Genomic DNA, 19095 nt, shown 5'->3' with positions numbered 1-19095 from the left:
GCCAGTGCTGGGACACCGCGAGCCCGGCCACCCCGCTGGCCGCCCCGAGCACGGGGGAGAGGGCCAGGGTGGCGCCGAGCCGGTCGGTCCACAACCGTGCGGTGGCCGCCGGCGCGACCAGCAGGGCCACGGCCAGGATCGTCCCGACCGCGGGGATCGACGCCACCAGCGTGACCTCCACCAGGAGCAGCCGGGCCACGTCGAGCGCGAGCACCGGGTAGCCGAGCGCGGCCAGCCCGGAGCGGTCGAACGCGCCGAGCACGAACTCCTTGTGCAGGGCGGCGAGCACGGCCAGCACGGCGGCGCCGACCACGGCGGTGGTCGCAAGGTCGCCTGGCTGCACGGTGACGATCGAGCCGACCAGGTAGGCGGTGAGGTCCTTGGCGAACCCGGCCTGGGCCGACAGGAGCAGCACCCCGACCGCGAACGACCCGGCCAGCACCACGCCGACCGCGCTGGTGTCGTCCACCCGCTCCCGCGCGCCGAGCGTGGCGACCAGCATGACCACCAGGACACCGAACAGCCCGGCGCCGAGGAACAGGTTCACGCCGAGGAGCGCGGCCAGCACCACCCCCGGGAAGGTGGCGTGCCCCAGGGCCATGGTGAAGAACGGCAGCCGCCGCAGCAGGACGTGGACCCCGACCACGCCGCACAGGCCGCCCACCATGACCGCCTCGAGCAGCGCCCGCTGCGCGAAGGCGCCCGAGAAGGTCTCCGCCAGCCAGTTCACCGGCGCACCTCCTGCCCGCCAATGGCTCGTGGTGCGCCTGCCCTGCTCCGCGTGGGTCCGCTCTGCGTGCGTCCGCGAGCCAGCCGCCGCACCGGCGCGACCGAGGCGGCGACCAGGAACAGGGCGACGAGCACGACCACGATCGTGGCTCCCGGTGCGAGCCGCACGCCGCGGCCGACCGAGACCTCGTAGCTGACGGCCAGGCCCAGCCATCCGCCGGCGGCCCCGAGCAGGCAGGCGAGCGCGGCCATGGACGTCACCCGGTCGGCGAGCAGCCGGGCGGTGGCGGCCGGCACGACCATCAGCGCGATCACCAGCACGGTGCCGACCGCCTTCACCGCGGCCACCACGACCAGGGCGATGAGCACGTTGAGGAGCAGGTCGAGCGCGACCGTGCGGTAGCCCATGGCGGCGGCACCGGCCGGGTCGAACGCGCGCAGGACCAGCTCCTTGCGGAGCGCGGCGAGCACGGCGAGCACGAGCAGCGCGAGCGCGAGCGTCTGCACGAGGTCGGCGCGGTCGACGGTGAGCACCCGGCCGAACAGGAGCACGGTCAGGTCGGAGGCGAAGGTCCGCGTCCGCGAGACCAGGACCACGCCGAGCGAGAAGAACGAGGTGAGCAGGATGGCCAGGGCGGCGTCGTCGCCCACCCGGCGGTTGGCGCCGATCCCGGCCAGCAGCACGGCGGTGAGCAGGCCGAAGGCGAGCGCGCCGAGCAGGATCGACCGGTCGAGCAGGAAGGCGATCACGATCCCGGGGAAGACGGTGTGGGTGAGCGCGTCGGCGACGAACGCGAGCCGCCGCAGCACCACGAACACGCCGACGGCGCCGGCGAGCACCCCGAGCAGCACCACCTCCAGCAGCGCCCGCTGCATGTAGGGCAGGCGGAAGGGGTCGACCAGCAACTCAGTCACCGGCCTCCCATCCCTCTACGCTCGACCAGCAGCTCGGTCACCGGCCTCCCACCCCTCCACGCCCGGGGTCCCGGCTTCGCCACACCCGGTCGTCCTGGCTTCGCCACACACCCGGTCGTCACGGCTTCGCTCCACGCCCGGTCGTCACGGCTTGGCGACGATGACCGCGTCCCCGCGCAGCTCGAGGGCCTGGCCGCCGTAGGTGACCCGAAGCAGCTCGGGGGTGAGGGTACTGCCGATCGGCCCGAAGCCGACCTGGTGGTGGTTGAGCAGGCAGACCTCGTCGCAGGCGAGGTGGGCGAGGCCGAGGTCGTGGGTGGCCATCACCACCGCAGCCCCGCCCGCCCGCAGCCGCTGCAGCGCGGCCAGCAGCAGGTCCTGGGAGACGGCGTCGACCCCGTTGAACGGCTCGTCGAGCAGCAGCAGCCGGGGCTCCTGGGCGATGGCCCGGGCGAGCAGCACGCGCTGGCGCTGGCCGCCGGAGAGGGTGCCGAAGCGGGCCGCGGCACGCTCGGCCAGCCCGACCGCGTCGAGAGCCGAACGGGCCGCGGCCCGGTCGGCCCGGCCGGGCCGGCGCACCCAGCCGATCCGGCGGTAGCGGCCCATGAGCACGACCTGCAGGGCCGAGACGGGGAACTCGGGGTCGAGCGTGTCGGCCTGGGGGACGTAGGCGACCTCGCGCCGGGCCGACTCGGGGGACCGGCCGAGCACCTCGATGGAGCCGCGCACCACCGGCAGGAGGCCGAGGACCGCCTTGATCAGGGTGGACTTGCCGGCCCCGTTCGGCCCGATCAGGGCCACCGACTGGCCGGGGACCACGGTGCCGTCGACGTCCTCGACCACCGGCACGTGGTCGTAGGCGACGGCCGCGTGCCGGATGGCGAGGACGGGGTGGTGCTCAGATCCCACTCAGTGCGCTCACGATCGTCTTGGTGTTGTGCTCGACCGACTTGATGTAGGTGTCACCGTCGGAGCCGGCCGGCCCCAGGGCGTCGCCGTAGAGTGCGTCGTTGCCCTCGACGATCCTGACCCCGGCCTCCCTGGCGACCGTCGCGGCGGTCTTGGGCGGCAGCGAGCTCTCCGCGAAGATCGCCTTGACCTTCGCCGCCTTGATCTTGGCGACCAGGTCCTGGACCTCCCTGCCGGACAGCTCGGCTGAGGTGTCGAAGCTCGGGATGACCGAGCCGACCAGCTCGAGCCCGTAGCGGTTGAGGTAGTAGCTGAAGGCGTCGTGGTTGGTGACCACCTTCTTGTTGGACAGGCCCTTGACCTGGGCGGCGACCTGCGCGTCGAGGGCGTCCAGCTTGGCCGCGTAGGCGGCCAGGCTGGCCTTGAACACCGGGGCGGCGGCGGGCTCGGCCTTGGCCAGCCCCTGCTCGATGTTGCTGGCCATGATCTTGGCGTTGCGCGGGTTCTGCCAGATGTGGGGGTCGCCCTCCTTCTGCCCCTCGCTCGCCTGGCCGGCGCGGATCGCGACCCCCCGGCTGGCGTCGACCACGGTGCCCTGGAAGCCGGCGCTCCGGGCGACGTCGTCGAGCCACGGCTCGAGGCCGACGCCGTTCTTGACCAGGACGTCGGCCCTGGCCACGGCGTCGAGGTCGGCCGGGGACGGCTCGTAGTCGTGCGCGTCCACGTTGGGCTTGAGGATGCCGGTCACCTTGACCCGGTCCCCGCCCACGTTGCGGGTGAAGTCCTGCACCTGGGTGGTGGTGGCCACCACGTTCAGGGTCCGGCCGGGCCTGGACGCGCTGCCCGAGCCCGAGCCCTGGTCGCCGCTCGAGCAGCCAGCCGCCAGGATGGCGGCCAGGCCGGCGGCGACGGCGGCGGCGGCGGCGAACGTCCGCTTGTGCACAGCTCGCTCCTCTTCCTCGTACCCACGTCTTTCTCGTACCCACGTCATGAGAAGGGTAATGAAAATTGTTCTCATAAGCAAGGCCGGCCGGAGCGGGCCCAATCGTCTTCAGGTGCAGCGCGCGCAGCGGCCGGTGAGCTGGAGCCGGTGGCCGGTCGCCTTGAAGCCCTTGCGGGCGGCAATCGCGTCCATCGCCGCGTGGAGGTCGCCCTCGAGCTCGGGCGGCACGTCGTAGTCCTCCATCCGGCCGCAGTTGCTGCAGACCAGATGGTCGTGGTGGCCGACCAGCTCCTCGGACAGCTCGTAGTGGGCCGAGCCGCCCGCGCCCGGGTAGCGGGTGACCGCCCCGACCTGCTCGAGCACGACGAGGTTGCGGTAGATCGAGCTCTGAGGCAGGCGCGAGGAGGCGTCGAGCAGCTCCACGATCCCGACTGGCCGGCCCGCCTCGTGGAGCAACTCGACGAGGGCGCGGCGGCCGGCCGTGTAGCGCTGCTGGGCGCGGCTGAGGCGCTCGGAGACCTCGGTGTGGGGAGCGGTCATGGTGATGGCGGGCGGTGACGCTAGGGCGCGTCCAGGCGCGAGCTCATGCCGACACAGTAGCGCATGCCCGCGCGTCCACGACATGAGCCGCGCCACGGTCCCCGGCCTCACGGCGGAGCCCCAGGCCCGGGCCTCACGGCGAGCGCCGGTCTCAGGCCTAAGGGCCTGCGGGCCAGTAACAGTAACGTGGTCGTTCCAGCGCCGACACCCGAAGGTAGCGGGACTCGATATGGCCAGGTTATCGAGCGGAGGGCCCTAACGGCGGAGCGCCCGATCCATGGCCCCGATCAGCTCGTCGATCTTCTCGTCGCCGCCGCCCTGCTCGATCTCCGAGCGCACGCACGAGCGGATGTGGCCGTCGAGCAGCCCGAGGGAGACCTTGTCGAGCGCGGCCTGGACCGCGGCGACCTGGGTCACCACGTCGATGCAGTACTTGTCCTCGTCGATCATCCGCTGCAGGCCACGGACCTGCCCCTCGATCCGCCGGAGCCGCGCGAGCAGGTCGTCCTTTCTCATCGTGTAGCCGCGCACGGTGCCTCCTCGGGATGGTCGGGCGGGACCTGCCGCCGCGACGGTTTCTCTGGGGAGATATTACCCTAGGGGGGTACACTATCGCCCCCGGAAGGCGGGCCGCACGAGGCTCGGGGGGGAGATCCGGTGGCGACGAAGGCGCCCGGCACGCCAGCAGCCATGACCACCGAGGTCCTCTCCGTCCCCGACATTTCCTGCGAGCACTGCAGGCAGGCGATCAAGGGTGCCCTCGCGCGCCTGGACGGGGTCCGGTCGGCAGCCGTCCCTCACCCCTTGCGGGTGAAGGACGGGTCGAAGCCGTACGGGAGCTCCAGCCGGTTGGCCGCCATCAGCTCGGCGTCGGCCAGGATGCGGGCGGTGGGGCCGTCGGCCACCACCGCCCCGCCGCTCATGACCACGGCGCGGGGGCAGAGCTCCAGCGCGTAGGGCAGGTCGTGGCTGACCATGAGCATCGTGATGTCGAGCTCGGTGAGGATGTCGGCCAGCTCCCGCCGGCTGGCCGGGTCGAGGTTGGAGGACGGCTCGTCGAGCACGAGGATCTCCGGCTCCATGGCCAGCACGGTGGCGACGGCGACCCGGCGGCGCTGGCCGAAGCTCAGGTGGTGCGGGGGCCGGTCGGCATAGCCGTCCATGCCCACTGCGAAAAGGGCCGATTTCACCCGCGTCTCCAGCTCGGCGCCGCGAAGGCCGAGGTTGGCCGGGCCGAAGGCCACGTCCTCGGCCACCGTGGGCATGAACAGCTGGTCGTCGGGGTCCTGGAAGACGATCCCGACCCGGCGCCTGACCTCCTTGAGGTGCTCGTTGGCCACGGGCAGGCCGCCGACGCGGACGTGGCCGGCACCGGGCAGCAGGACGCCGTTGAGGTGGAGCACCAGGGTGGTCTTGCCGGCCCCGTTGGGGCCGAGCAGGGCGACCCGCTCGCCCCGCTCGATGCGGAGGTCGACGCCGAACAGTGCCTGGTGCCCGTCCGGGTAGGCGAAGGCGAGCCCCTCGACCTGGAGGGCCGGTGATGTCGCCGCCCCGGTCATGGTCGCAGCAGCCAGGCGGTGAGGGAGACGGTGGCGGCGAGGGCGGGCACCGCCAGGGCGGCGAGCCACTGCGACCGGCTGGCGGCCAGCTCCTCGAGCACGGGCATGGACCCGGTGAAGCCGCGCGACACCATGGCCAGGTGGACGCGCTCACCCCGCTCGTAGGAGCGGATGAACAGGGTGCCGGCCGAGCTGGCCAGGGCCCGCGCCTGCCAGATCCAGCGCGGGTCGTAGCCACGCGAGACGCGGGCGATCCGCATGCGGCCCGCCTCGCCGGTGATCACGTCGGCATACCGGATCATGAACCCGGCGATCATCGTGAACGCCTTGGGCAGCCGCAGCCGCTCGAGGCCGTGGAGGATCTCCGGCACCGGGGTGGTGGCGGCCATCACCACCGTGGCCGCGACCCCGAGGGTGCCCTTGACGAGGATGTTCCAGGCCGCCCAGAGACCGTCGACGGCCAGCGGGACGCCGAGGACGTCGACCCGCCGCCCCTGGCCGACGACGGGCAGGAACACGGCGAACAGCACAAACGGCACCTCGATGAGCAGGCGGCGGAGGACGAAGCGGGGCGGCAGGCCGGCCACGGCAACCAGCACGGCCAGGAGCAGGGCGTAGACCCCGTAGGCCCAGAACGCCTCCCGGGGGGTCGAGACCACGGCCAGCACGAACAGGACGGTCGCGGCCACCTTGCACTGCGGGCGGATGCGGTGCAGAGGGCTCGCGCCCTCGACGTGGAGCGCGTGGGCGTGGCCGGCGCCCATGGGCTAGGGGGCCTGCCCCGACTGCGGCGGGCTGCCGTCCCCGCCGTCGTGCCGCCGGTTGCGCACCAGGGCGAAGACCGTCATGCCGACCCCGAAGGTGACCAGCACGCCGATCAGCCCGGAGATGCCGGTGCTGAGCCGCTCGTTGTCGATGCCCTCGATGGTGTAGTGAGCGAGTGGGCCGTCGCCGACCAGGTGGTCCCTGGCCGTCTCCAGGAAGCCCTTGTCCTTGGCCACCTTCTCCAGGCCGTCCGGTGAGCTGGAGGCGAAGCCGCTGACGAACAGCGCGAGGCCGATCGCCACCAGCAGCCCGCCGATGACGAACGTGCGCAGGTTCTCGCGTCGCATGGTCGCCTCCTGTCAGGCCGCCGAGTCCGGCTGGGTCCGAATGCCCAGGGGGGCCTGCAGATCGGACGTGCCGTAGACGAGGTCGGGCCGCACCCGCAGGACGAGCCCGACGGTGAGCGCGGTGATGATGCCCTCGCCGATGCCGATCAGGGTGTGCACGCTGGCCATGGCGGCGAGGACGGTGCCGAGCGGCGCGCTGCCGGTACCGCCGACGGCGTACTCGACCACGAAGGCGAGCGAGGCCAGCACGACCGAGACCCCCGCGGCGGTCCCGGCGCTGAGCACGACCCCGGCCTGCGTCTTGGACAGGGCCCGGCGCAGGAGCACGAAGACCGCGTAGCCGCCCCAAGCGGTGACCAGGGACATGTTGACGATGTTGAGCCCGAGCGCGGTCAGGCCGCCGTCGGCGAAGAACAGCGCCTGCACGACCAGGACGACGGCGACGCAGACGGCGCCCGCCCACGGGCCTACCAGCACGGCGGCCAGGAGCCCACCGAGCAGGTGGCCGCTGGTGCCGGCGGCCACCGGGAAGTTGAGCATCTGGACAGCGAAGATGTAGGCGGCGACCAGGCCGGCCAGGGGAGCCTGGCGCTCGGTCAGCGTCTGGGCGGTCTTGCGGAGGCTGACGCCGATCCCGCCCGCGGCGGCGACGCCAGCCCCGACCGCGGTCGGGGCGTTGATGAATCCATCCGGTATGTGCACGAGCCGAACCTCCCTTGCAAAGACCCGCCGAAGGGCCCACCAGCTCGCCGGTCCACATGAGTGCCTGCGGTCCACATGAGTGCTGCGGTCTGTATGAGTGCTGCGATCCACATGAGTGCCTGCGATCCACGTGAGTGCTGCGTCTACCTTATGAGTGCTGCGGTCCACCTCATGAGCGCTGCGTCCACGTGACTGCTGATCGGTTGCACGAACCAAGGTGGTTCATCTGCATCGATATTGCAAGAGCATGGCAGGAGCGGCCCTCCGGCAACAGGGTGCACCCAGGACTTGCTGCAAGTAAATTGCAGCTGAGAGCAGATTGCGACGAGGCTGTGGGCAGACCGAGCCGGGCCCGCCTCAGGCGTCCGGGTCGTCCTCTGCCATCCGGCAGGCGGCGCAACGGCCCGAGATCGCGTAGTGGGTGAAGTCGGGGCGGAAGCCGTGCTGGCGCTCGACCAACCGCTCGAGGCTGCGCAGGGCGGGGCGCGACAACTCGAGGTCCGACCCGCACCGCGCGCAGGTCAGGTGGGCGTGCGGCACCTCGTCGAGCCGGTGGTAGCCGAGCCCCGACTCGAGGTGGACGTGGGCGAGCACACCGGTGCTCTCCAGCCGCTCGAGCGTCCGGTACACGGTGGAGGGGCTGACCCCGGGGACCCTGGCCTGGACCCGCTCGATGACGTTGGTCGGGATCACGTATCCCGCCGTGGTCATGATCTCGTCCACGATGGCCAGGCGCTGCGGCGTCATCCGCATCCCCTGGTCGCGCAGCAACCCGACCGCCGAGGCGGTCGTGGTCCTGGCCGTAGTGGTCGACGCCATCGCGGCCACAGTGTATCAGCTATGCACCTGCAACCCGTTGCACTGACAAGGGGTGGCTGCCTGCTCTGGTCAGGCGGGCTTCAGCTTGGCCATCAGCTCGGCGAGGGCAGCCGGCTGCAGCTCCCCGCTGGTCCGGGCGACGACCTTGCCGTTCCCGTCCACCAGCGTGAAGAACGGGAAGGCGGTGACCCCGAACGCGTTCGCGGCGCTCGACCGCGCGTCGTCGGCCAGCAGGGGCGCGGTCCAGCCGGCCTTGGCCAGCCAGGCCGAGGGCGGGTAGTTGGGCCGGTCGGGCGACACCGAGGTCGAGACCGTGGCGAGTTCCACGCCCGAGGGCAGCCCGCCGCTCTCGAGCCACCGCTTCACCACCGGCACCTCCCGGCGGCAGTGGGGGCACCAGTGGGCGACGAACAGGATCGCCCGAGGCGTGCCGTCGTGGGTGATGGCGACCGGGCGCCCGTCAAAGGAGGCACCCTCGAGCCCGGGGGCGGTGGCGCCGACGGCCGGGTCGCTCGTTGCCGAGTCGTCGAACGGCGGCAGGGGCGCACCGGTCACCTTGACTGGACGGGTCTCCTCGACGCCGGGCTGCACGGTGCCGCCGGTGGTCCCGCCCACCGAGCCGCCGCCGCGGGTGAGCACGACGGCCACCACGCCGAGCAGCAGGACCAGGCCGAACGCGATCGCCACGACCGGGACCCGGCCCTTCGCGGGCGGGGTGCGACCCGCGGCCGTGCTGCGGCCCGCGGCCGTGCTGCGGCCCGCGGCCGGGGTGCGACCCCTCCCGTCCGGGGTTCGGCCCGGAGCCGAGCCCTGTCCGGCCCGCTTCCTCCTGGTGGTGGGCTGCTTGCTCATAAGTCCGTTCCTTGCGTTCGTCGTTACAGTCGCCTGGGCCGGTTCAGGACCGCTCCCTGGCCGCGCCGGCCAGGGCGGCGGGGTCGGGCTCGCTCTCCAGGTCGGCGGCCGGGTCCGCCGCGCGGGCGGCCAGCAGCAAGACGGCGACCAGCGCGAACGCCGAGGCCGCCATCAGCGGGATGGAGATGTAGTGGAACCGCCAGACCCAGAGGAGGGTACACGGGTTGTCCGGGTCGCAGGTGCCGGCCTCGAGCGCCGGAAAGCGCTCGAGGAGGTAGTGGTAGGCGGAGATCGGGGCGCCGACCGCGGCCAGCGCCAGGCCGTAAGGACGCACGGCGAGGTCGCGCCGCCAGGCGGCCACGCCGAGGACGACCGCGAGCGGGTACATCGCCGCCCGCTGGTACCAGCAGAGGACGCAGGGTGTGAAGTGGGCCACCTCCGACAGGTAGAGGCTGCCCAGCGTGGCGACCAGCGCCACCAGGAACGCCAGCTGGAGCGCCTGCGGGGCGACGACCGTGGCCAGCCCGTGCCGCAGCCGCGCGGCCGCCGGCCACCACCTGCCGGCCAGGGCGAGGAGCGCCGTGACGGCCACCGCGAGCTGGGCGCCGACCGTCAGCAGGGCGAGGAACAAGGTCACCGCCGGCGTGCTCACGTTTGGTCTCCTGGAGAGTCGAGGGGATGCCGCCAAGGCGGGCGGACGCCCGGCGCGTACCTGGTCCATCCTACCGGCGCCCCGGCTGCGGGCGGGCGCCTCGTCCCCGGCGGTGCGTACCCTCCTGGTCTCCGGCGGTGCGTACCCTCCTGGAGGTCGCTCGCGCACTCGGCGTGGAGGTCCGCGAGCTCACCGGCCAGCCATCCCCGCACCCGCAACGCCGGGCGGCCCGCGCGGCGGCTGGAGGGCGACCGCTTCGACGTGCCGGTGCAGGGCGGCTCGGTGACGGGCTGGTCCTGGGGGACGGCTAGCCTTCGGCGTCGGGAAGCTCGGTCATCAGCCGTGCCGCCATCACCGAGACCCATCCCACGCCGAGCAGCGCCGCGGCAGCGAAGGCCACGTTGACCCCGTCGTTGTCGGGCCACGCGAAGAGTGCGGACCAGGCTGCGAAGAAGACCACGCCGGTTGCCGCGGAGTACGCCGCCCATCCCCGTTGCCTGCGGGCGGCAAACCGGCGGGCAAACACGAAACACGCCACGATCAGCGCGAGGAACGCCACCCCAGCAGCGATGAAGTGCAGGCTGCCGTGCCAGCTGAGGGCGTCGGGGCGGCCCGGCGGTGTCCCGGGTGGGAAGCCGTCGGCAGGGTCGGCGACAAAGACCCCGGCGGCGATCATCCCCACCCCGACAGCGCCGATCAGCCGCGGTCCCCAGGTGCCGCCCCGGCCGGGACGCAGGACTCGCCGCATCCCGACTGCGGCCGCGGCGAACAGCAGGCCGCTGACCACGAAGTTGCTGATCTGGACCCAGCCCAGGTCGCCGTTGCTCAGCAGGCTGAGGGGGTGACGTCTGAGGTCGAACCCGTCGCGGGTGAATGCCTGGAGCAAGCCCACGACGATGAACAGGAGGCCAGCGGCCACGCCGCAGGCCAACAGCGCCCGTGTCAGCTTCGTGGTCGTCTCTGAGGATGTGCTGGGCGCCCCAGCACCAGGTGTCGTGTTCTTCTGCGTCATCGTCTTGCCCTCTCGCCTGGTGGATGATGCACAGGTGTATCGAGATCTAGTCGAACAGCCGGGTGAGCCAGGCCTGCCAGGCCCGCTCGGCCTGGTTCTGGTCCACGTCGGAGAAGAGGTGGTGGCCGACGACCATCGCGCCGTGGAATCCGCGCAGAAACCGGTACAGCGCGTCGCTCGTGCGCAGGCCCAGGGTGTCCGGATTGACGAAATACACAACGCCATCCACAACGCCGTCGATGCGCGGGAGCCCGTCCGGGGTGAAGCGCGCCTGGTCGCCTTCGGTGACCGTGCCGGTCAGGCCGAGCTCGCCGTTGAGCACCACCCACGCGCGCTCCCAGTCGGTCACCGGCGGCCCGAACGCGGTGATGGGCGTCGCGGTCCGACCGGGGAAGTACGTGAGGTACTGCACCAAGGTGTGGAAGAACAGCTCCAAGCCCTTGGTCATGGCGTCGTACTCCGCCTCCCAGTCGTCGCCGGGGAGGAAGCCGCTGGTCACCATTCGCAGCACGGTGCTGCCTTTGCTGCGGCCCTCGATCAGGAACTCGTAGGCGATGAACCGTCCGTCCTCGGCCTCGCTGCTGCGGTATGCGAATCGTTTGAGCGGCTCCCACGCGGTCACCGTGGACGCTGGGGTGTAGTCGCCAAAGGCCGTCCGTACCGTGCCGCCCTCGCCAGGCTCGACCTGGTTGCGCCCCATGAACCAGGCGTCGATGCCCGGGCCGGTGGCGATCGCCTCCCACACCTGCTCGGGGGTCGCGTCGAGCTCGATCTCCATGTGGCTCTCGAAGTCGTGGCCCATCGTCAGAGCTCCTTCGGCTCGGTCTCGGCCGTCTGGGTCGTGTCTGTGCCGGTCTTGACGCTTGGATGGACGGCGACGACCACGCGGTGGTCCCGCCCGCCCTCCGCCGTCACGTCGTGGTACTTGCCGACCAGCGCGGTCACCGCGCCCGCAAGTTCCTCGACGAAGGCGGCACGGTCGGCCGCCGTCGCGAACCGCACCCCGCCGTCCAGCGCGAACGTGGCGAGCCGTTTGTGGGCCTTGGTCGCACCGGTGATCAGCCTCCCCACGTCCCGCACCAGCCGGGCGGCGAGGGCGAGCAGCCAGTGCGCCGACAGCCGGTCCGGCGAGCGGGCCGGGTCGGGCTGCACCGCGGCGAGCGCGGCCGGCGAGATCACATAGGACGCGGCTGTGGCCTGCAGCAGCCGCTCGGTGACGTTGCCCTTCCGACGTTCTTCCACGAGTTCGACCAGCCCGTGCCGCTCAAGCTCCCGCAGGTGGTAGTTCACCTTCTGTCTTGGCAGGCCGACCCTGGCGGCCAGCATGGTGGCCGAGGCGGGCTCGGCCAGCTCGGCCAGCAGCCGGGCCCGGGTCGGGTCCAGGGAGACCTCGGCTGTGGCCGGGTCCTCGATCACAGCGATCTCGATCATGCCGCAACGATGACACCGACAGTACTAATTGTCAAGACTGCTGAAGTTGTCGGTTCGCTGCTGAGTGAAGTTGTCGGTTCGCTGCTGAGGCCGATCGGGTCCGCGCCATCGGTCCACGCCGCCAGTGGCGACCCCCAAGCGGCCTGACCCACAACCCCGCGTCTCTTCCACCGCCGCTTCTGCTGACCTGAAGTGCTGCGGCGCCAGCCTGCGCGGGCCGGCACCGCAGCCAGCTCAGGGGGAGAATGCCGGCTTCCCGACAGCTTGTAGCACCCGCTCGAGGACGATGCTCGCCTGACGGAGATCCGCCTCGCCGAGCTCGGCCGCCAGCGCATCGGCCCATTTCCGCTGCGCCGCCTGGATGGTGCGCAGGGTGGAGCGGCCCTGTGGCGTAAGCCGCAAGAGCCTGGCGCGGCGGTGACGGGGATTGGCCTCGTACACGGCCAGTCCGTCCTGCTCGAGGAGGTCCGCCACGCGCTGCACGCTCTGTCGGGCAAGGTGCAGGGCGCGCGCGATCTGCGCCACCGTCGCGGGTTTGTCCTGGACCACCTCAAGGACCAGCCAGCGTGCGAGCGTCTGGCCGGCGGGCTTGGCCAGCGCCTCCCCGGCCGTGGTGAAGAGCCGGGTGAGCCCAATGACCTGGCCGAGGAGTGCGGTGAAGGCGTCCCCGGCGGGGGTGCGCGACTCGGGCCGCGCGCCATGGTTGACAGCATGCTGTCGTCTTGGTACCGTTGGCATCATGACAGCATTCTGTCAAATCACTTCCACCGCTCGCCACTCGCGCACGAAGAGAAGGGAACCGCTTCGATGAGCAGCACCGACCGTGTCGACGCCGAGATCCGGCCGTTCCGGGTCGAGATCCCCCAGGCCGACCTCGACGACCTGCGCGACCGGCTGGCCCGCACCCGCTGGCCCGACGAGCTGCCAGGCGTCGGCTGGAGCCGCGGGGTGCCGCTGGGCTACCTGAAGGAGCTGGCCGCCTACTGGCGCGACTCCTATGACTGGCGCAAGCACGAGGCCAAGCTCAACGAGCACCCGCAGTACACCACCACGATCAACGGCACCGACGTGCACTTCTTGCAGGTGCGCTCCCCCGAACCCGACGCCACGCCGCTGCTGCTGATCCACGGCTGGCCCGGCTCGGTCGTAGAGTTCCTGGACCTCATCGGGCCGCTGACCGACCCGCGCGTCCACGGCGGCGATGCGGGCGACGCCTTCCACCTGGTGATTCCGTCGCTGCCTGGCCACGGGTTCTCCGGGCCGCCCGGTGAGCCGGGATGGACCGACGGCCGCATCGCCAAGGCGTTCACCGAGCTGATGGGCCGGCTCGGCTACGCCCGCTACGGCGTCCAGGGCGGCGACGTGGGCGCGTTCATCGCCCCGCAGATGGGGCGGCTCGAGCCCGCGCACGTCATCGGCGTGCACGTCAACGCGCTGGTCACCTTCCCCTCCGGCGACCCGGCCGACATGGCCGGCCTCACCGAAGCCGAGCAGGAGCGCTTGGCGCGACACAAGCACTTCCAGGACGAGCTGATGGGGTACATGCACATCCAGGGCACTCGGCCGCAGACCCTGGCCTACGCCCTCACCGACTCCCCGGCCGGGCAGCTGGCCTGGATCGTGGAGAAGTTCAAGGAGTGGACCGACCCGGCGGCCGGGCTGCCCGAGGATGCCGTCGACCGCGACCGTCTGCTCACCAACGTGATGCTGTACTGGCTGACCGGCACCGCCAGGTCGTCGTCCAACTCCTACTACGAGCGGTTCCACGACCCGAGCATGTGGGCGCCAAAGGAACGCTCCACGGTCCCGACCGGCGTGGCGGTGTTTCCCACCGACGTCGCCATCCGGCGCTTCGCCGAGAAGCCTGACACCATCGTGCACTGGTCGGAGTTCGACCGCGGCGGCCACTTCGCCGCCCTGGAAGCACCCGACCTGCTCATCGGTGACGTGCGGGAGTTCTTCCGCCGCTTCCGCTGAGCCGACGTGCTGCGACGCCGCGGCATGCGCGGGCCGGTGCTGTCCGACCCGAGCCGTTGAGGGGTTGACCGACAGCATCCCCGGCGACGTCAGCGCAGCGCACAGGCCGGTTGCTCGTTGACGTCTTCGATCGCGCCCCAGTCGACCTGATACGGCTGCCGGTGGGTCAGCTCCACCGGCAGCGGCGCGCCGATCGCCGACTCGGGCTCGTCGCGCTGGAACTGGCGGCCTTCCTCGTCGGTAAGCCGCCGTGCTCGCACCCGTCCCCCATCCGGCACCCCCAGATCAACGGTAGACGCCGGGCACTGTGAGCCATCGTCGCCCGACATGGCCGCCAACACCCCCGAACGTATGTGGCCAGCGCATGGGAATGTCAACCGAAGTGAGGGATGCCGCCAGGCCGGGTGGGCGCCCGGCATGTGCTTGGTCGATCCTGGGACGTCCCGGCAGTCCGGGCCCGTGCTCGCGGCCGTCTAGTTGCGATAGAGTTGCAACTAAGGGATAGGTGATGAGAGGTGAAACGGCATGGACACGCTGGAGAGGATCGAACGCTGGTGGGACGAGGACGCGGCCATCTATGACCATGTCCCCGGCCATGCGGCGGCGACGGCGGCAGAGCGGGCAGCCTGGGCCGCCGCGCTCGCCCGCCACCTGCCCCCGGGCGGTTCCGTGCTCGACGTGGGAGCCGGCACGGGCTTCCTGTCCCTGGCGGCCGCCCGCCTCGGCTGCCGCGTGACCGCGCTGGACTTGTCGGGCCGCATGCTCGACCGCCTGCGCGCCTCGGCGGCCAGGGAGGGCCTCGAGGTCACGACCCACCAGAGACCGGCCGACCAGCCACCCGAGGGGCCGTTCGACGCGGTGATGTCCCGCCACCTGCTCTGGACGCTGCCTGACCCGCGCCGGGCGCTGGCTGCTTGGCGGGCTGCCGCCCCTGCCGGCCGCCTTGCGCTGTTCGAGAGTATGTGGGGTCGGGCCGACCGGGCCGAGGCCGTCCGCCAGCGCCTTCGGCATGGCGTCGACCGCCTGCGGCGGGCCCCGCGCGGGCACCACGACGAGTACGACCCGGGCGTGCTGGCCCAGCTCCCGTACGGCGGCGGCATCGGCCCGGGCGCGCTCGTGGAGCTGGTCGAGTCGAGCGGCTGGGGCCCGGCCCGGCTCGAGCGGCTCCGCGACGTCGAGTGGGCACGGCTGCTCGCCCGCCCGCCGCTCGAGCGGGTGCTCGGGGTGACGCCCACCTTCACCGTGAGCGCCGGCTGACCCGACGGCTGAAGTTGGCCGTCGGAACGGAATGGCCGCGGTCGCCAGGCCGCTCCGAGCGACCCGGCGGACTTGTTGGCCGTGATGGAACGCGCCGACCCACGACCGGCGCGTGCTCAGGGCGGGCTCGGCTGTGCGACGGGCAGGCGTAGGCCGGTCATGCCGCCGTCGACGGCCAAGGCGGTGCCGGTCACGAAGCTGGAGGACGGGGCGGCCAAATAGCAGATCGCCGACGCGACCTCCTCGGCCGTGCCAAGGCGGCCGACCGGCTGGCGGGCGGCCAGCCTGCCGCGCTCGGCACCAGGGTCGGGAGCCTGGTCGAGCAGGCGGCCGACCCAGGGCGTGTCGATCGTGCCCGGGTTGACGCAGTTCACCCGGATCCGCTCGCCGACCAGGTCGGCCGCCATGGCCAGGGTGAGCGACAGCACCGCGCCCTTGCTCGCGCCGTACAGGGCGCGCTCGGGAAGCCCGAGGACGGCAACGACCGAGCAGGTGTTGACGATCGCCGGCGACGACGACCGGCGCAGGTGGGGCAGGGCCGCCCGGGTGCAGCGAACCATCCCGAGGACGTTGACGTCGAAGACGTGCCGCCACTCGTCCAGGCCGCCCGCTTCCACAGTCCCGGTAGCGCCGATCCCGGCGTTGTTGACCAGCACGTCCAGGCCTGAGAAGCGCCGGGCGACCGCAGCGACGGCGGCGTCCACGGCGGCCTGGTCGGTGACGTCGGCCGTCATCGCCAGGACGCCGTCTGCGTCCTCCGGCGGCTCTAGGTCGAGCGCCCCCACCTTGGCACCTCTGGCCACGAGCGCCCGCGTGGTGGCCAGCCCGATCCCCGAGCCCGCGCCGGTGACGATCGCCACCAGTCCGTCGAAGTCATTCACCGCCGGGGCCTCCTCGAACACCGCCGGGGCCTCCTCGAACAAGGAACCATACTGCTTCAGGCGTCGCGCAGCCGTTGTCGCTGGCGGCCGAGTCCCGAGACCTCCAGCTCCATGACGTCGCCGGCGCGCAGGAAGCCCGGGGGGTCCATGCCGAGGCCGACCCCGGCCGGGGTGCCGGTGTTGATCAGGTCGCCGGGCTCGAGGACCATGAACTGGCTCAGGTACCAGATCAGGTGGTCAACGCCGAAGGCCATGTCCTTGGTCGACCCGTCCTGCCTGGTCTCGCCGTTGACGACCGCGGTGAGGGCGAGCTGCTGGGGGTCGCCCACCTCGTCGGGGGTGACCAGCCAGGGCCCGAGCGGGTTGAACGTCTCGCAGGACTTGCCCTTGTCCCACTGGCCCCCACGTTCCAGCTGGAACTCGCGCTCGGACACGTCGTTGGAGACGCAGTAGCCGGCGACATGGCCGAGGGCCTCGGCCGGGCTGTCGAGATAGCGGGCGGCGCGGCCGACGATCACCCCGAGCTCGACCTCGTAGTCGGTCTTGGTGCTGCCACGCGGCACCAGCACGTCGTCGTCGGGTCCCACCACGGTGTAGGGCGCCTTCATGAACACGGTTGGCTCGGCGGGCAGGGGGTTGCCTGACTCGCGCGCGTGGTCGGCATAGTTCAGCCCGATGCAGACGACCTTGGGCGGCCGCGCGACCGGGGGCCCGATCCTCGACCCGCCCAGGTCGAGCAGGTCGAGCCCTCGCGCGCCGTCCTCGAGGGCGCGGGCACGCAGCTCGTCCAGGCCGGACCGGGCGAAGAAGGCCGAGTCGTAGTCGGCGGTGACGCTGCTGGCGTCCAGCGCGGTACCGTCGGGCAGGAGCACGGCCGGACGCTCCCGGCCGGGAGGACCGACGCGCAGCAGCTTCATCGGGCACCACGCTCCTTCGGGTCTGGCCGCTGGTCGTCGCGGCGCGGGAGGCCAGTATGCCGGCCCGCCGGCTAGGTCGTAGCCCACGCGGGGCGGAACGACATAGAGACCGCGGCGACCGGATCCCGGTCGCCGCGGTCGGTGAGGGTGGTCAGGCGGCGTCGCTGCGACGACGAAGCGGGCAGCTTGTCGGCCCCGAGCTCGACGCCGAGCTCGGGTGGTCAGGCGACGTCGCGGCGGACGACGAAGCGGGTGCCGGCCGTGGCCAGCAGGAACACGTAGCCGGCGAAGAGCAGGACGCCGGCCCACATCGACAGGAGCTGCCCGCCCGGGTTGGTGATCGCGGCCGCGGCGCCCATCGGCAGCCACCTGGCGACCTTGGGCATGAGGCTGGCGAGCACGCCGTTCTCGATGAACTGGGTCCACGCGAGCGTGACGACCACGGCCGCGACCTGGTTGCGGAACAGCGCGCCGATGGCCACGCCGGCGGTGCCGTACAGGGCCCCGGCGAGCAGCGTCCCAGCCAGCGCCCGGCCGACCTCGAGGTTGAACAGGTCGACGTGGGCGCCCTCGACGGCCAGCCAGGGCAGCGTGACGGCCAGGCCGGCAAGGACGGTCGCCAGGGCGAGGCCGAACCCGGCCAGCGCGTGCGCGGCCAGCTTGTTCGCGACCACCCGCCCCCGGTCCGGGGTGATGAGGAAGGTCCCGGTCACGGTGCCGTGGCGGAACTCGCCGGCCATGCCGAGGATGCCGAGGACGAGGGCGAGGACGGAGGCGAGCCCGGACCCGCCGATGACGTTGTGGAGGTTGCCAGCGGTGCCGAGTGAGGCGTTCCCATCCCTTCCGGCGAGGACCAGCGTGGCGACCGCCAGCAGGGCGGTGATGGTGAGGGCCGCGGCCAGCAGGCCGCGCGCGGTACGGGTGGTGGAGAGCTTCAGCAGCTCGGCACGGAACAGTCTGGTCATCGGAGGACTCCTTCTGTCCTTGCGTTTGTGGTGGTGAGCTCGAGGAAGGCGGCTTCGAGGTCGGAGCGCTCGAGCCGCATCTCGTAGACGACGATGCCGGCGTCGGCCACGGCGCGGCCGACAGCCTCGGTGCTGGCGCCGGCGACCAGCAGCTCGTCCGGGCCGGCCGGCTCGACGGTGGCGCCCCGGGCGGCGAGCGCGCCGCGCAGCGCCTCTACCTGCGGCGTGCGCACGCGCACGCGCTGGCCGGTCCGGGCGGTGAGCTCGGCCAGGCTGGACTGGGCGACCAGCCGGCCGCGGGCGATGATCACCACGTGGTCGACGGTCTGGGCCATCTCGGCCAGCACGTGGCTGGACACGAGCACCGAGCGTCCCTCGGCGGCCAGGTGGCGCAGGAGCGCGCGCAGCCAGTGCACGCCCTCCGGGTCCAGGCCGTTGGCGGGCTCGTCGAGGACGAGCACCCGAGGGTCGCCGAGCAGCGCCGCGGCCAGGCCGAGGCGCTGGCGCATGCCGAGCGAGTAGCCGCCCACCCGCCTGGTGGCGGCGTCGGCCAGGCCGACCAGGGCCAGCATCTCGTCGACCCGGCTGCTCGGGACACCGCTCGCGGTGGCGAGCACGCGCAGGTGGTCGCGGCCCGAACGGCCCGGGTGGAAGCCGGACGCCTCGAGCAGCGCGCCGACCTCGCGGCTCGGCTCGGACAGCTTCTGGTAGGGGCGGCCACCGAAGGTGGCGCTCCCGCTCGTCGGGCTGATCAGCCCGAGGAGGGTCCGCAGGGTGGTGGTCTTGCCGGCGCCGTTCGGGCCCAGGAAGCCCGTGATCGCGCCCTCGCCGACCTCGAAGCTGAGGTCGTCGACGGCGGTGACGGCGCCGAAGCGCTTGCTGAGTCGTTCGACGGTGATGGCTGACATGGTGGCTCCTTAGCC

Annotated in this window: 24 protein-coding genes; 2 read left to right on the top strand and 22 right to left on the bottom strand. The window is 72.2% G+C overall.

Features of this window, described 5'->3' with window-relative positions; all coding sequences use genetic code 11:
• The 17 genes from VG276_27760 to VG276_27680 all read right to left on the bottom strand — a co-directional run.
• Positions 1 to 730, bottom strand: a 730-nt coding sequence (locus tag VG276_27760) for a metal ABC transporter permease (GenBank protein ID HEV8653085.1), incomplete at its 3' end; no start/stop codon positions are given.
• Positions 727 to 1644 (bottom strand): metal ABC transporter permease, encoded by a 918-nt coding sequence (locus VG276_27755; protein HEV8653084.1) that lies wholly within the window; start codon positions 1642 to 1644, stop codon positions 727 to 729. The genes VG276_27760 and VG276_27755, both read right to left, overlap by 4 nt.
• 144 nt (positions 1645 to 1788) lie before the next feature.
• The gene (locus tag VG276_27750) at positions 1789 to 2553 is read right to left on the bottom strand and encodes a metal ABC transporter ATP-binding protein (GenBank protein HEV8653083.1); all 765 of its coding nucleotides are present in this window, start codon (positions 2551 to 2553) and stop codon (positions 1789 to 1791) included.
• The gene (locus VG276_27745) at positions 2543 to 3496 is read right to left on the bottom strand and encodes a metal ABC transporter substrate-binding protein (protein HEV8653082.1); all 954 of its coding nucleotides are present in this window, start codon (positions 3494 to 3496) and stop codon (positions 2543 to 2545) included. The genes VG276_27750 and VG276_27745 overlap by 11 nt, the downstream gene beginning before the upstream one ends.
• 108 nt (positions 3497 to 3604) lie before the next feature.
• Positions 3605 to 4036: a Fur family transcriptional regulator gene (locus VG276_27740; protein HEV8653081.1), complete on the bottom strand. Its 432-nt coding sequence runs from the start codon at positions 4034 to 4036 to the stop codon at positions 3605 to 3607.
• Positions 4037 to 4291: 255 nt separating this feature from the next.
• Positions 4292 to 4552 carry a metal-sensitive transcriptional regulator gene (locus VG276_27735; GenBank protein HEV8653080.1) on the bottom strand — a complete coding sequence of 87 codons (261 nt, stop codon included), beginning with the start codon at positions 4550 to 4552 and terminating at the stop codon, positions 4292 to 4294.
• Between the two features lie 281 nt (positions 4553 to 4833).
• Positions 4834 to 5595: an ABC transporter ATP-binding protein gene (locus VG276_27730; protein HEV8653079.1), complete on the bottom strand. Its 762-nt coding sequence runs from the start codon at positions 5593 to 5595 to the stop codon at positions 4834 to 4836.
• Positions 5592 to 6359 (bottom strand): cobalt ECF transporter T component CbiQ, encoded by a 768-nt coding sequence (gene cbiQ, locus VG276_27725; protein ID HEV8653078.1) that lies wholly within the window; start codon positions 6357 to 6359, stop codon positions 5592 to 5594. Before cbiQ ends, VG276_27730 begins: the two co-directional genes overlap by 4 nt.
• Positions 6360 to 6362: 3 nt before the next feature.
• The gene (locus tag VG276_27720) at positions 6363 to 6707 is read right to left on the bottom strand and encodes a PDGLE domain-containing protein (GenBank protein ID HEV8653077.1); all 345 of its coding nucleotides are present in this window, start codon (positions 6705 to 6707) and stop codon (positions 6363 to 6365) included.
• Between the two features lie 12 nt (positions 6708 to 6719).
• On the bottom strand, positions 6720 to 7409 hold the full coding sequence (locus tag VG276_27715; protein ID HEV8653076.1) for an energy-coupling factor ABC transporter permease: 690 nt from the start codon (positions 7407 to 7409) through the stop codon (positions 6720 to 6722).
• Positions 7410 to 7766: 357 nt separating this feature from the next.
• On the bottom strand, positions 7767 to 8228 hold the full coding sequence (locus VG276_27710) for a Fur family transcriptional regulator (GenBank protein ID HEV8653075.1): 462 nt from the start codon (positions 8226 to 8228) through the stop codon (positions 7767 to 7769).
• A 69-nt stretch (positions 8229 to 8297) separates the two neighbouring features.
• A complete protein-coding gene (locus VG276_27705; GenBank protein HEV8653074.1) occupies positions 8298 to 9080 on the bottom strand; it encodes a redoxin family protein in 783 nt (260 codons plus the stop codon).
• Positions 9081 to 9123: 43 nt separating this feature from the next.
• Positions 9124 to 9732 (bottom strand): disulfide bond formation protein B, encoded by a 609-nt coding sequence (locus VG276_27700; protein ID HEV8653073.1) that lies wholly within the window; start codon positions 9730 to 9732, stop codon positions 9124 to 9126.
• A 307-nt stretch (positions 9733 to 10039) separates the two neighbouring features.
• The gene (locus VG276_27695) at positions 10040 to 10651 is read right to left on the bottom strand and encodes a DUF998 domain-containing protein (protein ID HEV8653072.1); all 612 of its coding nucleotides are present in this window, start codon (positions 10649 to 10651) and stop codon (positions 10040 to 10042) included.
• 139 nt (positions 10652 to 10790) lie between these two features.
• The gene (locus tag VG276_27690; protein ID HEV8653071.1) at positions 10791 to 11546 is read right to left on the bottom strand and encodes an SRPBCC domain-containing protein; all 756 of its coding nucleotides are present in this window, start codon (positions 11544 to 11546) and stop codon (positions 10791 to 10793) included.
• Positions 11547 to 11548: 2 nt separating this feature from the next.
• Positions 11549 to 12175, bottom strand: coding sequence for a helix-turn-helix domain-containing protein (locus VG276_27685; GenBank protein ID HEV8653070.1), 627 nt, complete (start codon positions 12173 to 12175; stop codon positions 11549 to 11551).
• 234 nt (positions 12176 to 12409) lie between these two features.
• A complete protein-coding gene (locus VG276_27680) occupies positions 12410 to 12916 on the bottom strand; it encodes a MarR family transcriptional regulator (protein ID HEV8653069.1) in 507 nt (168 codons plus the stop codon).
• 66 nt (positions 12917 to 12982) lie between these two features.
• Between VG276_27680 and VG276_27675 the strand changes: the two genes are divergently transcribed.
• Positions 12983 to 14152 (top strand): epoxide hydrolase, encoded by a 1170-nt coding sequence (locus VG276_27675; GenBank protein ID HEV8653068.1) that lies wholly within the window; start codon positions 12983 to 12985, stop codon positions 14150 to 14152.
• An 89-nt stretch (positions 14153 to 14241) separates the two neighbouring features.
• Here the strand turns inward: VG276_27675 and VG276_27670 are convergent, their stop codons facing one another.
• A complete protein-coding gene (locus VG276_27670) occupies positions 14242 to 14481 on the bottom strand; it encodes a hypothetical protein (protein HEV8653067.1) in 240 nt (79 codons plus the stop codon).
• Positions 14482 to 14677: 196 nt separating this feature from the next.
• Between VG276_27670 and VG276_27665 the strand changes: the two genes are divergently transcribed.
• The gene (locus VG276_27665; protein ID HEV8653066.1) at positions 14678 to 15409 is read left to right on the top strand and encodes a class I SAM-dependent methyltransferase; all 732 of its coding nucleotides are present in this window, start codon (positions 14678 to 14680) and stop codon (positions 15407 to 15409) included.
• A 116-nt stretch (positions 15410 to 15525) separates the two neighbouring features.
• Here VG276_27665 and VG276_27660 read toward each other — a convergent pair whose 3' ends face one another.
• The 4 genes from VG276_27660 to VG276_27645 all read right to left on the bottom strand — a co-directional run bounded on the left by VG276_27660 (position 15526) and on the right by VG276_27645 (position 19080).
• Positions 15526 to 16290 (bottom strand): SDR family oxidoreductase, encoded by a 765-nt coding sequence (locus VG276_27660; protein ID HEV8653065.1) that lies wholly within the window; start codon positions 16288 to 16290, stop codon positions 15526 to 15528.
• 56 nt (positions 16291 to 16346) lie between these two features.
• A complete protein-coding gene (locus VG276_27655; GenBank protein ID HEV8653064.1) occupies positions 16347 to 17207 on the bottom strand; it encodes a fumarylacetoacetate hydrolase family protein in 861 nt (286 codons plus the stop codon).
• Positions 17208 to 17428: 221 nt separating this feature from the next.
• Complete coding sequence (locus VG276_27650) at positions 17429 to 18172, bottom strand: hypothetical protein (protein HEV8653063.1); 744 nt, start codon at positions 18170 to 18172, stop codon at positions 17429 to 17431.
• Entirely contained in the window at positions 18169 to 19080 is a 912-nt protein-coding gene (locus VG276_27645) for an ATP-binding cassette domain-containing protein (GenBank protein HEV8653062.1), read from the bottom strand. The genes VG276_27650 and VG276_27645 overlap by 4 nt, the downstream gene beginning before the upstream one ends.
• Between the last annotated feature and the right edge of the window lie 15 nt (positions 19081 to 19095).

The sequence above is a fragment of the Actinomycetes bacterium genome (assembly GCA_036000965.1).
Lineage (GTDB): Bacteria > Actinomycetota > CALGFH01 > CALGFH01 > CALGFH01 > DASYUT01.
The sequence above is the reverse complement of the archived record's forward strand: the minus strand, read 5'-3'. Positions and strand labels throughout refer to the sequence as shown.